General features: G+C 46.1%; 7 protein-coding genes. All 7 read left to right on the forward strand.

The genetic code is table 11. The features are described 5' to 3' along the window. The first annotated feature begins 183 nt into the window (after window positions 1-183). The 7 genes from ACAY30_RS06135 (at window position 184) to ACAY30_RS06165 (ending at window position 15,132) form a co-directional block, all read left to right on the forward strand. Complete coding sequence (locus tag ACAY30_RS06135) at window positions 184-1,914, forward strand: SLC13 family permease (RefSeq protein ID WP_290251524.1); 1,731 nt, start codon at window positions 184-186, stop codon at window positions 1,912-1,914. 196 nt (window positions 1,915-2,110) lie between these two features. Next, on the forward strand, window positions 2,111-2,734 hold the full coding sequence (gene cysC / locus ACAY30_RS06140) for an adenylyl-sulfate kinase (RefSeq protein WP_290251525.1): 624 nt from the start codon (window positions 2,111-2,113) through the stop codon (window positions 2,732-2,734). 148 nt (window positions 2,735-2,882) lie between these two features. Next, window positions 2,883-3,851: a DHH family phosphoesterase gene (locus ACAY30_RS06145; protein ID WP_290251526.1), complete on the forward strand. Its 969-nt coding sequence runs from the start codon at window positions 2,883-2,885 to the stop codon at window positions 3,849-3,851. Between the two features lie 319 nt (window positions 3,852-4,170). After that, entirely contained in the window at window positions 4,171-6,378 is a 2,208-nt protein-coding gene (locus tag ACAY30_RS06150; protein ID WP_290251527.1) for a YjbH domain-containing protein, read from the forward strand. Between the two features lie 565 nt (window positions 6,379-6,943). Next, entirely contained in the window at window positions 6,944-10,396 is a 3,453-nt protein-coding gene (locus tag ACAY30_RS06155; RefSeq protein ID WP_290251528.1) for a Calx-beta domain-containing protein, read from the forward strand. A 375-nt stretch (window positions 10,397-10,771) separates the two neighbouring features. Then, complete coding sequence (gene katG / locus ACAY30_RS06160) at window positions 10,772-12,928, forward strand: catalase/peroxidase HPI (protein WP_290251529.1); 2,157 nt, start codon at window positions 10,772-10,774, stop codon at window positions 12,926-12,928. Between the two features lie 266 nt (window positions 12,929-13,194). Further along, entirely contained in the window at window positions 13,195-15,132 is a 1,938-nt protein-coding gene (locus ACAY30_RS06165) for a polysaccharide biosynthesis protein (RefSeq protein WP_371190195.1), read from the forward strand. Window positions 15,133-15,244 lie beyond the last annotated feature (112 nt).

The raw sequence follows: 15,244 nt of genomic DNA on the forward strand, positions 1-15,244 counted from the left end.
TTCTTTGGTCGCTGATTGTTCACTGTTTGGGTATAAGATGATGCGCTCAACGTATGTAAGCGGGTACTGTTGTTAAGAGGCACGCTGAATGATTTTATGGGGCTATGCTTATTATCGGTGTTGATACACATGTACAGCGTACTTTATCAATTTATTCGTTCATAGTGGGAACAAACTGATTTAATGGACTACGTTGACCAATGGCTGATGGCCATTATTTTTGGCTTAACCCTGATCGGCTTGGTGCGTTACCAACATGCGCCAGAGCGAGTGTTTGCAGCCGCGGCACTGGCCTGTTTGGCGTTTGGATTAGCGTCAACCGAATCACTATTAACCAACGCCACAAACCCAGGGTTGGTTACCTTACTGCTATTACTGGTTTGCTCGTTTGCCATTGACAGAACCAGCTTGTTGCGGGTTATTTGTAGTAAGCTGATTGTTCCATCCAAGGTGGCCACTTATAGTCGTTTGTTATTGGGTACTGCATTAAGCTCAGCGTTATTAAATAACACGGCGGTGGTGGCTACTTTGATCACGCCCATTAAAAACAACAGCGTTATTAACCCGTCTAAGTTGTTGCTGCCGTTATCGTATGCCGCCATTTTGGGTGGTACTTTAACTTTGGTTGGTACCTCTACCAATTTAATTGTTAATTCAATGGTGCTCGAAAAAGGCTTGCCAAGTTTGGGCTTTTTCGATTTTACCTTGGTGGGGGCAATGGCGTGTGCGTCTTGTTTTGTTGTGGTGTTGTTGCGCTTATCAGTATTGCCTAAGCATAAAGTACAAGACACCACAAAACCCAGCTACTTTATAGAAGCGCAGGTAGCGCCAACCTCAAGCTTGTGTGGTCGTACGATTGTAGAAAACAACTTGCGCAATTTAGACTCGCTGTATTTATTAGAAATCATTCGCCACGGCAAACTCATTTCACCTGTGCGCCCCAATACCCTTGTTCAAGCCAACGATCGGTTAATATTTACCGGTGATGTATCAAAAGTAAAAGTACTACAGCAGTTTGATGGATTGCGGTTATTTGCCGAGCAAGACGACTTATTGTTTGATAACTTAACCGAAGTGTTGGTAAAACCAGGCGCGTCAATTATTGGCTTAAGTATTAAACAATCGAGCTTTCGCGCCCGCTTTGACGCCGGCGTGGTGGCTATTCGCAGAGAAGGCGGTATGCTGTCAGGCAAGCTTGGCGATATGGTAATAAAAGCTGGCGATTTTTTGGTGTTGGCGGTGGGTAAAGATTTTGCTGGGCGTCGAAATTTGTCAAAAAACTTCTTTTTACTGTCGGGTGTCACACCAGAAAATATTTTGCTCGGATGGCGCAATTCCTACACGGTTATAGGTTTTGTCGTTACGGTGGCTGCATCGGTGCTATTGCCCATCACATTACTCGAATGCTTATTGTATTTTGTTGCCAGCTTGTTTGCCTTTGGCTGTTTAAGCGTAAACGAAGTGAAGCGCCGCTTTCCGTTTGGTATATGGCTCATTGTGAGTGCGGCACTTACCTTATCAAACGGTCTTGAAAACAGCGGATTATCAACGCAGTTAGCGCATTGGGTTGAACACTATGTTAATGATAAAAGTGTAATGTTGGCATTTGTCTGTGTGTATTTAATCACCTTATTACTTACCGAAATGGTCACGAACAATGCCGCCGCTGCACTTATATTTCCCATTGCATATAACGTAGCCCAGGGTTTAGGTGTTGATCCCATGCCGTTTATTATGGCCGTGGCATTTGCCGCCAGTGGTAGTTTTATTTTACCGTATGGGTATCAAACCAATTTAATGGTATTTAATGCGGGTCATTACCAATTAAAAGAATTTTTAAAAATGGGTATTCCGGTATCGTTAACCTATAGTGCGGTGGTGCTGTATATGATCCCCGTTGTGTTTCCGTTTTAAAGCGGATAAGCGGTAATAAGCTTTAAGCGGCAAGTCGCTAGCTGTAAGCGGTAAGGCTGTAAGGCGGTAAGCTATAAGGCTATAAGCTGTAAGCTGTAAGCTGTAGGGTGGTAAGGCGGTAAGCTGTTTCGAGTTGGCCTTAGGGTGACAATGCATTATGGTTAACGATAAATAAAACAAAAAGAAAGAATTAAACATGAAAACAGAAAACACGGTGTGGCACGAGCAGCACGTAAGCAAACAACAGCGCAGCGCGCAAAAAAAGCAAAAGCCTTGTGTGCTTTGGTACACCGGCTTAAGTGGTAGTGGCAAATCAACCATTGCTAATGCCGTTGACGAGTTGCTGTATCGCATGGGACAGCATACCTACGTGCTTGATGGCGACAACGTGCGCCATGGCTTAAACGGCGACTTAGGCTTTAGTGACGAAGACCGAATCGAAAACATTCGTCGCATTGGCCAAGTCGCTAAACTGTTTGTTGACTCAGGATTAATTGTAACCACCGCGTTTATTTCACCGTTTCGCGCCGACAGGGCAATGGCTCGTGAGCTACTTGACGATGGCGAGTTTATAGAAGTGTTTATCGATACCCCAATTGAGGTATGCGAACAGCGCGATCCCAAAGGTTTATACAAAAAAGCTCGTGCTGGTGAGATAAAAGAATTTACCGGTATTACCTCAGAATATGAACCGCCAGAGCAGGCCGATATTCATGTGAAAACAGACGAATTGACTATCGAACAATGTGCGCAGCAAGTGGTTGATTACTTAATAACGCATGGTTATGTGGGCGGGAAAGCTGCAAGTAATGAACTGTAAGGTTGTAAGGCGGTAAGGCTGTAAGGTGAAGAGCGGGAAGTTTTAAGCTGTAAGCCACAAGAAGCAAGCTGCAAGTGATAAGCGGTAAGCTATAAGGCTGTAATGATCTTGTTGAAAAAATAACACTAAATTAAAGGATTATTGGTTAATGTACTACGACGTTTTTAATGGTGATGCCGATGGTATCATCGCTTTATTGCAGTGGCGTTTAGCGTATCCTGTTACGGATGGCCAACAGCATATGTTAGTAACTGGTGTGAAACGTGATATCGCTTTACTTGGCAAGTTTGAAGCTAGGCAAGGTGATAGCGTTACGGTATTAGATATCTCGATGGAAAAAAACCACGAAGCCCTAGCTGTACATTTGCAACATGGTGCCAAGGTGTTTTATGCCGATCATCACCGTGCGGGCGATATTCCTGAGCATGAGATGTTAGATGCTCATATTGATTTAGATGCCAATACCTGTACCGCATTAATTGTTGATGGCTTACTGCAAGGGCAGTATCATCATTGGGCGATTACCGCTGCATACGGTGATAACCTTATTGCCAAAGGTGACGAGCTAGCAAAAGTAGCTGACTTAAGTGCCGAGCAAGCCGCGCAGTTAAAAGAGCTTGGCACTTTAATAAACTACAATGGTTATGGTTCAACCGTGGCTGATTTGCACTTTGCCCCCGATGCCTTATTTACTGCGTTATTACAGTACACATCACCGTTTGATGTTATTGCCGATCAAAGCTCACCGTTTTACCAGCTAAAAGCTGCTTATGAGCAAGACATGGCCAATGCCAAGGCTATATCACCAATGCATCAAAGCCCAACATTAACGGTAATTGAATTACCTGATGAAGCCTGGGCAAGACGCATTAGTGGTGTGTTTGGTAACTTGTTGGCAAATAATGCACCAAATTCGGCACATGCAGTATTTACCATGAATAAAGACAAAACCTACACCGTATCACTGCGCGCACCGTTAAATAACAAGCAAGGCGCTGGAGATATCTGCAGCCAGTTTGCCACCGGTGGTGGCCGTGCAGCCGCTGCGGGTGTTAATGCGTTAGATAAAAACGATATTGGCCATTTTATTGAGGCGGTTGAATCGTATTACGGTTAGATTGTCATAGTTATGATGTATTAGAAAGAAGCCGGCATCTGCCGGCTTCTTTGCGTTTAAGGGGGGATGTGGGAATCACAATCGCTCTTTACTTTTTATCTTGTATTTGAGCCTCGTTTTTAACCTAACCGTGTACAAAATCTACAGGTAAATCGATTTATTGGGCTAAGCCTATCAAGTAATAGGATAATAAATTATTACCTCTTTTGTTTATCGTTGTTAGCTTGTAGAATCGTCCGCTTTTTATAATTAACAATAAAAGGCCACACCGGCAATGTCCGTATTTTCGCTTTGTGCGACCAAATTTTCGCAATCGCTTTTGACTCAACGAATACCAACTCAACAGTTCTCTACTAAAAAGCTAGGGGCTCAATGCCAAGCGCGTGCAGTAAAAGCGGCGTTAGTGTGTCTGCTAAGTGTTGCTGCTATCGGTCAGGTGGTTAAAGCACAAACTGCCAATGATATGGAAGTAAACAGTGAGGCGCCATCAACACCTTTGACAGGCATCAGCACAAATTTATCTGCCCAAGCCTACACCGGGCTCTTTAATACCCCTAATGCGCAAACACTGGATTGGGGCTCGCTAGGGTTTAATTATTCCGATAGCTATTTTGATAAAAGTACAAGCTTTATCGAGCAACCGGGCTTTGTTCGCGCCCATGACATGAAGTTTAGCGCCGGTATTTTACCTGGCGTTGAGGTTACTGGCCGTTTAGGTACTCGAAGTATCGACTGCAACATGTATCGGGGTTCCAATTGTGGCTTTCGCGATTTATCGGCTGCACTAAAATGGCAGTTGCCGTTTTTACCTAAAGCATTCGACGATTTCGCTGATGTAGCCATTGGTATTCAGGATGTGGGCGGTGCGTCTAAGTTCTCAGAAACCTATTACATCAGCGCCGATAAAAGCGTGGCGTTAAATCGCTTTGGTACTATGCGTTTTAGTGCGGGTGTGGGGATGTCTGATAATGCCCTTGGCTGGATGAACGGACTCTTTGCCGGTGTCGAGTATCAAGTGGTTGATAACCTGCAACTGGTCGCCGAATACGACGCGCATGCGCTAAACGTTGGTGTAAAAGCGTATGCGCCACAGTCGTGGTTACCAGCGGGTTGGCAAGTCAGTGGCAGCGTGCAATTGCATTCGTCAGCGCCTGATCACAATGAACACGATCAATGGTTCAGTTTAGGGGTGCGAATTCCGCTAACGTCTAACCAGCGCTCTGATGCCAGCAGGTATTCGCGTACAGCAGCTCAATCATCAATCGCCGATGCTGAGCAAGGCGAGGTGGCGAAAAAACCAGCCGAAGAGCGCAACCGTGTTCCTTTGGCAAACTCAAACGGTAAACGCGACCAAGCGTGTACGAAATGCAATAACGTTCAAGGCGCCGGGGCAGAGCAGTTATATCACGGCGAATTAGCGCAGCTAAGTGATGCGTTACAGCGGTTTGGTTTTGACAGTATCTCGTTAGGATTACACAGTCAAGGCGGCCATTCTTCGCTGCTCATTTCGGTTGAAAATAATGTGCTTAACCACGATGAATCGCAAGCCCTTGCGGTGATACAGTCGCTGGCGGCAAAGACAACATCACTTGATTTTTCCATACGCTTGTTAAATCACGGTTTACCGGTATTTACAGAGCAACCTCAGCTTTGGCAACAGCCAAGCCAAATTCATTGGCAAGTAGTTGAACAACAACCTGCGCGCTGGACGCCACGGCTGATTTTCTCACCCGCGTTGAGCTCATTGGTTGGTACAGAAGCTGGCGCATGGGATTACCAATGGGCATTGAGCTCTAATTTGATCATCGATATGTGGCTAGGTGCAGTGGCAGATGTACGGCACTTGTCTAATGCCATTGCCGAAAGCGATGACTTTGAATACAGTAACGCCGTTCAACGCCGATTTGGCCTGCCTTCAGGGATTGATAGGGCGTTGTTTCACCAAGCACTAATACCCACAGCCAATTTTGCGGCTCAGTTAAGTGTTGGCCAGTTTGAAAAAAACATGCATGGTTTGCTCGTAGAAGGGCGCTGGCAATCGATTAATAAAAAGCATCGCGTGAGCGTGTTTGCCGGTGATTTTGACAGCGAGCTTGCAGTTAATTTTAATCAAAAGGCATCGCATCAACCGGCGTTATTCAAATATCGCTATCGCATTCAATCGCTACACACCGACATAGAGCTGACTGCCGGTGAATACGTTATGGGCGATCAGGGTTACTCACTAAAAACACACCATTGGTTTAACAATGTGCAAGTAGGGCTAAAATATCAACGCAGTCAATTTAGCGACCTCAACGTGGAAGAGGACTTTATAGGTATTGGTATCACCTTACCGCTAAGTTTTACAAAATCAATGCACCCCAAATACGGTTTTCAACTACGCGGTATTGAACGCTGGCATTATTTTGTGCAAACCTCAGTGAACCGGCCTGGCGAGCAAAATCTAGTGCGCACCCAATTTGGTCAAGAGCCGGTGTATTATCACAACTTAAACAACGCCTATTTTAATGGTGACCGACTATAAAAATAGGCGTAGAAAAACAGGCAAGTAATCACCCTTGGTTTACCCTGTTTTAAAACGATGACCGCGTTATGCTAACGCGGTTATGTCGGCGGTTATATTGGCGGTTATATTGGCGGTTATGTCGTCGGTTATATTGGCGCTAATTCGTACAACGCCTCCATAACCAATAATAAGAATGGTTATAACTTGACCAGCCCATAAATTCTCTGTAAATAAGCCGCATACCATTCTCGGTAACCACTTTGTTACAAACTGTCAGCAACCTATTAACCGTGCGTATACAGCTTTTTTCTGTTGCCTAATAAATGTACGTTAGCCATTGTAAAATATGACTTTTTGGTCTTTACGATAGGCGTTTTTCTTGGCTTTTTCGGGGCTGATTGGTATGCTATCTAGGCTCAAATGATTTGAGTTTTTTATATGACACGCACTGGCGAAACGTTATGCAGCTTTGTTGATAAACGTTGGCATCACTACCACCGTCAGTCGGTCAATAAATACAACCCATCTAACCCCACCTCGTTGGATGATATGGACGTCACAAAATAATAACTTAGTAAGAATTATGAAAATTAACAGTCCCCAATTGTTTTTGCCATTGTCTTTAATGGCAAGTATTTTAGTTGTTTCTGGTTGCAGTCGATCAGATGATAACGACACACCAATGCGACAACCCGAACCACCTAAAGTGGTACCGCCGCCGGCCTTTGAAATTCCCGCATCATCGTTAACCGTTAATATTGTTGACGCACTAACGGATAATGCGATTAGCCAAGGTCAATTAACCGTTATTGAAGACAGCTTAGGCCTTATCAACGATGACCAAGCGACCTTTGCCATTGACCAAGGCCAAGCGGTTGTCGACTTTAATATTGATGCGTTTGCAGACCAAGACGGTAACGGCTATCCCGATCGCCTCGGCACCATTACCTTTGTGGTAGAAGCCGATGGTTATTTGGCCACTAATATTTCGGCGACAGTTGACCAGTTCGGCGATATAACTCGCGATGCATCATTGATCTCGTTGCAATCAGGCTCAGCGCCAGCCGGTATCTCGGTTGCCCAAACCAAGGTTGATTTAAGCCAGGCAGCTTCACAAGACGCCAACGGCAACCAAGTGTTTACCATGTCAACTGACGACGGTAGTGCCGAAATTGCCATTCCTAATCAAATTAAGTTAGTAACAGAAGACGGCGAAGTACTTGATAACAGTGATTTAACCGTGCAACTTGCTGCGTTTGATCCAAGTTCTGAAGAAGCATCGTCGTTATACCCTGGCAATACCAATAGCAGCATACAAAATGCTGATGCACTATTGTCGTTGTGGCAGGACGCAGGCGATGACCGCACCTTAGCAGATGCAACCGAAGTGCGCATTGAAAGTGCAGGCATGGTTGCGGTGAATCTTTCAAGCCAAGGCAAAAAGGCCTCGCGTATTGAATCTGTTGATCCGGTAACCGTAGCCATTCCGGTTGCAGCTGATGCACGTCACCCACAAACTCAGCTTCCGTATCAAGCAGGCGATAGCCTGTCGGTATTTAGTTTGTCGGAAGGTGATGTTAGTTGGCATTATGAGGGCCAAGCACAGCTTGAGCTCGGTGCCGACAATCAACTGGTTGTAAACCAAGAGCTAACTCACTTTTCTTACTTTAACCTTGGCTTTGCCCACGTTGAAGATTTTTGTACCGGTACCATTTACCTACAAAATGTTGACGGCGAAAAATTCCAACTAAAAGGTGACATCAACCTAGCTAACGACCGTTTTAGTGGTAAAACACAGCAATACAACGGCGAGATTGACGGCGTATTAGAGTACGTTGAGTTGCCAGATGCACCTACCGAATTTCGCTTTGTGGGTACCAGTGAGGGTTCAGCCAAAATTGTGGTTGATAAAACCACGGTACAGCTAACCGAATCTGGCTCAATTGATGCAGAAGCCGGCGTGATCACCGGTATCGACTTATGTGCATCAGCGGGTAAGGTGATCGCTTTGCATCCAACCGAAGAGCCAACGCCATTGGTTAAGGTAGCTCAAGCAGATTACCGAGTAGTAGAAGGCGATGATCAAAATACCTTTGCCCGTGTGGTCATTGAGTTAATTGACGCACCTGAGCACGAAGTGAGTTTGTCGTACTCTGTACAAGAGCGCGAAGTGACAACCTATAGTGCGAAAGCTGGTATCGATTTTGTTGCCGTAGATTCTCAGCGCATTATCTTTGCCCCAGGCGAAACACAAAAAGAGCTACTGGTTGAAATCATTGCTGATCGCACAGTGGAGCAACGCGAAAAGCGCTTGCATGTGAGCCTGTTTGATATTGATGGCGCTGAATTTAGCAATGGCAAACCGAGCATTGTTAAAAACATCGAAATCCGTGATAACGATTATGTCACCATCACTAACATCGAAACGCTTGAAGCCAGTGAGCAAACACAGCAAGCACGTGTTCGCGTAACATTTGATCAGCCGATCCCTGAGGTGGTGAACAATAGCTCAATGTCTGTGGCACTCGCAGAGATGAACACCGAACAAGTGAGTGCAACATGGTTACTTGACTACCAAGGCGAGCAAAATCCCAAAAGTATCTTGCAATGGGTAACGTTAAATAGTGGCGAAACATCGGTCGATTTTGCCTTTGACGTAATCGATGATATCGATGTGGAAGGCGATGAGTCACTGATGTTGCAATTTTTAGATTCATATTGGGTTAAAACCACTGAGCAGACGGCTTACCATCAGGTGACCATTGTTGACAACGATGCACAGCTTGCTCCTGCTAGCGCATTTTCGCTCGAGTTGCTTGGTAGCAGTAAACGCAGTTACCGCGTTGAAGGTAAGACGTTTGAGTTAGAAGACACGCAAATTTACGAAGGTTACGACAACCGCGTTCGCATCACCCTTGATAGCGCAACAGAGAGCGAGCTTGATATCGACTACGTGATTAGCACGCCAACGGGTGAACAAAGCCATACCTTGCACTTTTTGCCGGGCGAAGCGAGTAAACTGATCACCTTGTCGGTTGCTAATGATTCGATTGTTAACGATGATTACACCCTAACCTTAACCGTGAGCTCTGATGCGTTAGCGATGACTAAGTCGCAACCTTTTACCGTGTTAGACAACGATTATTACTTTGTGCACCTCAGCATTGAGCAAGACTCGTCGTTGAAAACCAAAGGCTTTAAACCGGTTGAAGGGGTAGAAGACGATGCCATGTTTGCCATTGAACAGCATTTTTACGCTTCATCTGACGACGTGACCATGACCACGCTTGTTAGTGTTGATGACACTGAAACCACGGCAACACGTGATGAGGATTACACCATTGCCGACGGTAGTTACCAATTTGCTAATGGCTCAGCTCAACAAAATATCGATGTTGAAATTTTAGATGACGACGCACCAGAGTCGAGCGAAGTTGTTGTGGTGAATATCGATTTAACCGCATTGGACGTGCCAGCTAAGTCAATCGTTTCTTTCGATAATGACTGGCGCTGGGTACACGATTCAAACCAAGCGAATCAGTTTGACCGCGCGACGCGATTGATCAGCATTGCTGATAACGATTTACTCAATGCGTTTGTAACATCAGTCGGTACGGTAGAGTTAGAAACCAACACCGACAGCTTTGACCGTTTTGAAGTAGAAGTGCCAATTAACGTACTTGCGCGTGAAAAGTATGATGGTGAGTTGACCTTTGCTATCAGTGCCATCGATGGCAGTGCTAAATCGGGCGTTCATTATGAAATAGTTGACCAATTAGTGACTCTGCCTGCTGGCGAAAGCAGTGCAACCATTACGGTTGCTATCAAGTCAGTTAATTTAGCGCAAGCCGGTGTGGTTGAACAAGCCACTAATACACTGGATTTCCAGGTAGAGCTTACTCTATCTGATAGTTCAAAGGCCGCTCTAGAAGAAGTCGATATGCCATGGGTTATTTCAGTTAATAAAGCCGATGTGTCGATTATGTACACAAGTTTAGATCCCGAACTGACCGGTGCGTCAGGTAACGGCGGCTAATACGATAAAACGGGACGGAAACGTCCCGTTTTTTTTGCCCAGCAAAAGAGCTATAAGGCTACAAGCTTCAAGCTATAAGGCGATAAGGTTATAAGGCTTTAAGCTACAAGGGTACAAGTGATAGGCTTTAAGGCTGCAGGGCTATAAGGCTATTAAGGATTTAATAGTTTGCCGCGTTACAGCTTGCAGCTTACCGCTTTACAGCTTACAGCTTACCGCTTTACAGCTTACAGCTTACAGCTTACAGCTTACAGCTTACCGCTTTACAGCTTACAGCTTACCGCTTTACAGCTTTACAGTTCGCTCCTCGTTAAACCATACACTACACTTTGGTATATCCATTACCACCCAGACAAACACACACGAGGAGTTGTTATGTCTCAAGGAAAATGCCCGGTTATGCACGGCGCGCAAACCACACAACAAGAAACCAATACCCACTGGTGGCCGAAATCATTAAATCTCGATATTTTGCATCAGCACGATCACAAAACCAACCCTATGGGTGAGCACTTTAATTACCAAGAAGCAGTAAAAACACTGGACTTTGATGAGTTAAAAAAGGATGTGTTGGCGTTGATGACCAACAGCCAAGACTGGTGGCCTGCTGATTGGGGTCACTATGGTGGCTTGATGATCCGCATGACATGGCACGCAGCCGGCACATATCGCATTGCCGACGGACGAGGTGGGGCAGGCACTGGTAATTTGCGCTTTGCACCGCTAAATTCGTGGCCAGATAACACCAACTTAGACAAAGCCCGCCGCTTACTGTGGCCGATAAAAAAGAAATACGGCAATAAATTGAGTTGGGCCGATCTCATCGCTTACGCCGGTACGGTGGCGTATCAGTCAATGGGCTTAAAAACCTTTGGCTTTGGCTTTGGTCGAGAAGATATTTGGCACCCAGAAAAAGACATTTATTGGGGCGCTGAGAAGGAGTGGTTAGCACCATCGGGTAGTGAAAACAGTCGCTATTCTGGTGAGCGCGATTTGGCCAACCCCTTAGCCGCGGTGATGATGGGCCTAATTTACGTGAACCCAGAAGGGGTAGATGGCAACCCCGACCCGTTAAAAACCGCCGCCGATATTCGCACCACGTTTTCTCGCATGGCGATGAATGATGAGGAAACGGTTGCCTTAACGGCAGGGGGGCACACGGTGGGTAAGGCTCATGGCAATGGCGATGCCGACAAGCTCGGTCCTGAGCCGGAAGCGGGTAATATCGAAGACCAAGGTTTTGGTTGGCTCAATCCAAACCAATCGGGCATTGGCAAAGATACCATAACCAGTGGTATAGAAGGGGCGTGGACAACCCATCCCACCCAGTGGGATAACGGCTATTTTGATTTGTTGTTAAATCACGAGTGGCAGTTAAACAAAAGCCCAGCCGGTGCCTGGCAGTGGGAGCCGGTGGATATTAAACAAGAGGATATGCCCGTAGACGTTGAAAATTCAGGCAAACGTTACAAGCCGATTATGACCGACGCCGATATGGCGATGAAAATGGATCCTGAATATCGCCAAATTGCCGAAAAGTTTCACCGCGATCACGACTACTTTTCCGATGTGTTTGCTCGTGCGTGGTTTAAGTTAACCCATCGCGATATGGGCCCCAAAGCGCGGTACATTGGCCCTGACGTGCCCGCTGAAGATTTGATTTGGCAAGACCCTATCCCCAGCGGCGATCAACATTACGACGTGCAAGCGGTGGTTGATAAAATCACCGCCAGCGAGCTAAGTATTCAAGATATGATCACCACCGCCTGGGACAGTGCGCGAACCTTTCGCCATTCGGATAAACGCGGTGGTGCCAATGGCGCGCGCATTCGCCTGGCACCACAAAACGCATGGCATGGTAATGAACCAGAGCGACTTACAAAGGTGCTAAGCGTACTTGAACCCATCGCCAAAGACACAGGCGCCAGCGTTGCCGATGTTATTGTGCTGGCCGGTTGCATTGGCGTTGAAAAGGCTGCATTGGCTGCTGGATTTAAGGTGGATATGATTTTTACCCCTGGGCGCGGTGATGCCACAGAGCAACTAACCGATCGATCGTCGTTTGACGTATTAGAACCACTGCACGATGGTTTTCGCAATTACCTACAACAAGACTTTGCGGTGAGCAGCGAGGAGCTGTTGCTCGATAGAGCCCAGCTAATGGGCTTAACCGCAGCAGAAATGACCGTGTTAGTAGGTGGCATGCGGGTATTGGGCGCCAACTTTGACAACAGCCCTCATGGCGTCTTTACCAACAACGTTGGGGTATTAACCAATGACTTTTTTGTCAATCTAACCGACATGCGCTATCGCTGGCAGCCAATGGATAATGGACTCTATCAATTGGTTGACAGAACCAACAATACAGTGGCCTGGACGGCAACGCGTGTTGACTTGGTGTTTGGCTCTAATTCGGTATTACGCAGCTACGCTGAAGTGTACGCGCAAGATGACAACAAGCAAAAATTTGTTGAAGACTTTGTCAGTGCGTGGTGTAAAGTGATGGACGCAGATAGGTTTGATGTAAGCTAGTCTACTGTCACGGTTATGGCCTTTTTACTGGCATAGGTCAGCATCAAGGCCATTGTCTGTTTGGGCACATTTTTACCCGTTAAAAATTTTATCTTTTGCCAAAACTTGTTATGATACGCACTGTCGATTTATCTGCGCGTATCTCGGCTGATGTTTTATTTTATCTGGCATTTTTTGTTATGTGTTATGCATAACACGGGATAAAACCAAAACGTCAGTTCACCTGTTCGGTTACGGTATGCGCCATAATAATTATAACGGTTAGGATGTACCGGTTTATGGAACAAATCTTTGAGCTTTCTCGCCCATACAAGCGCTTGATCAGTGTTTTTGTAGACTCTCTGTTTATTATGGTTGCCTTCTGGTTTGCGATGTTTTTGCGCCTAGATAGTGAGGTACAATTTTTTAATCCAAACTACTGGTTACTGATCCTCGGCGTGGTCGCCATCAGTATTGTTGCTAACATTATGCTGGGCTTATATCGCGCGGTAATCCGCTACTTCAGTAATTTGGCCGTAGTGGTTGTGCTTATTAGCACCTTTATCTCGGCGGCAACGGTGGCCATTTGCAGCTTGCTAATCGCCGTCGATGTGCCACGCTCGGTACCGGTGATTTATGCAGCCTTTTTATTGTTGTTGGTCGGTGGTTCACGCTATACAGTGCGTTCTATGGCCAATCGCAGCTTAGCACGCTCAAAAAAACGGGTCATTGTATACGGTGCCGGTGGCGCTGGTATCCAATTGGTTGAAGCGCTTCGCAATGGGGCGGAATATCGCGCCGTTGCCTTTATTGATGACAACACCATGTTACACGGTTTATCGATCAACAGTTTAACCGTATACGGCGCAGATGAGTTACCAAATCTGATGGAAAAACACCAGGCGAGTAAAGTGTTGTTGGCGTTGCCATCGGCGTCTCGCAGTCAACGAGCGGCCATCTTAAACAAACTAGAAAGCCTGTACATTGAAGTCTTAGCCATCCCCGGTATGGCCGATTTGGTGTCGGGTAAAGCCAAAATCGATGATTTTGTCGAGGTGTCGATTGAAGACTTACTTGGCCGTGATCCGGTACCACCAAACCAAGATTTAATGGACGCAAATATCAAAGATAAAGTGGTTATGGTCACCGGTGCGGGTGGTTCAATCGGCTCTGAGTTGTGTCGCCAAATCATTAATCAGCGTCCCAAGGCCTTGGTACTATACGAGCTAACCGAATTTGCCTTGTATTCAATTCACAAAGAGCTCGAAGAGTATATTGCAACACACCAGTTAGCAATAACCCTGTACCCGATGCTGGGCTCGGTGATCAAACAACGCCGACTGGAAAAAGTGATGCAATCGTTTTCGGTGCAAACCGTGTATCACGCGGCGGCTTACAAGCACGTTCCATTAGTTGAGCACAACGTTATTGAAGGGGTGCGCAATAACATTTTTGGCACCTTGCACTGTGCGCAGGCGGCCATTGCCGCCAACGTAGAAACTTTTGTGTTAATTTCTACCGACAAGGCAGTGCGCCCAACCAACGTCATGGGCACCACCAAGCGCATGGCTGAATTGTGTTTACAAGCGCTGGCGCAACAAGATGGCCAAAAAACCCGCTTTTGCATGGTGCGCTTTGGCAATGTATTAGGTAGCTCAGGCTCGGTGGTTCCGCTGTTTAAAAAGCAAATTGCTGCCGGCGGCCCCATCACGTTAACCCATCGCGATATTACCCGCTATTTTATGACCATTCCCGAAGCCGCGCAGCTGGTGATCCAAGCTGGTGCCATGGGCATGGGCGGTGACGTGTTTGTTTTGGACATGGGGCAACCGGTAAAAATTTACGACTTAGCCTATAAAATGATCCACTTGTCGGGCTTGCATTTAAAACATGCAGGCAAGCCTGATGGCGATATTGAAATTATTGAAACCGGTTTACGTCCTGGCGAAAAACTCTATGAAGAACTACTGATTGGCGATGATGTCGGTAAAACCGGCAACGAGCGGATCATGACCGCGCAAGAAGTGTGTTTAAGTTGGGCAGAATTGGCACCCATGTTGGAGTCGTTAGATAAGGCATGTAGAGACTTTGATCAACAAACCATACGTCAACTGTTGTTAGACGCGCCGACGGCGTTTACCCCAGCAGATGAGATATGCGATTTACTGTACGTTAACCAATCAGCGCATAAAAACCTAACCGAGCCGAAACTGGTGAAGGCATAACAGCTTGTAACGGGGCATATCAATAAACATCAATAAAAGCGGTGATATGCATCTGCAGTGATATACATCGCCCTATAGTAAATCGTCTTAGACTAAATCGGCTTAGACTAAA

Source organism: Thalassotalea ponticola (assembly GCF_041379045.1).
GTDB lineage: Bacteria > Pseudomonadota > Gammaproteobacteria > Enterobacterales > Alteromonadaceae > Thalassotalea_A > Thalassotalea_A ponticola.

Excerpts from the sequence above, each read along its gene's own strand:
- ACAY30_RS06135 (WP_290251524.1), top strand. The coding sequence starts at position 184 with ATGGACTACGTTGACCAATGGCTGATGGCCATTATTTTTGGCTTAACC.
- cysC (WP_290251525.1), top strand. The coding sequence starts at position 2,111 with ATGAAAACAGAAAACACGGTGTGGCACGAGCAGCACGTAAGCAAACAA.
- ACAY30_RS06145 (WP_290251526.1), top strand. The coding sequence starts at position 2,883 with ATGTACTACGACGTTTTTAATGGTGATGCCGATGGTATCATCGCTTTA.
- ACAY30_RS06155 (WP_290251528.1), top strand. The coding sequence starts at position 6,944 with ATGAAAATTAACAGTCCCCAATTGTTTTTGCCATTGTCTTTAATGGCA.
- katG (WP_290251529.1), top strand. The coding sequence starts at position 10,772 with ATGTCTCAAGGAAAATGCCCGGTTATGCACGGCGCGCAAACCACACAA.
- ACAY30_RS06165 (WP_371190195.1), top strand. The coding sequence starts at position 13,195 with ATGTACCGGTTTATGGAACAAATCTTTGAGCTTTCTCGCCCATACAAG.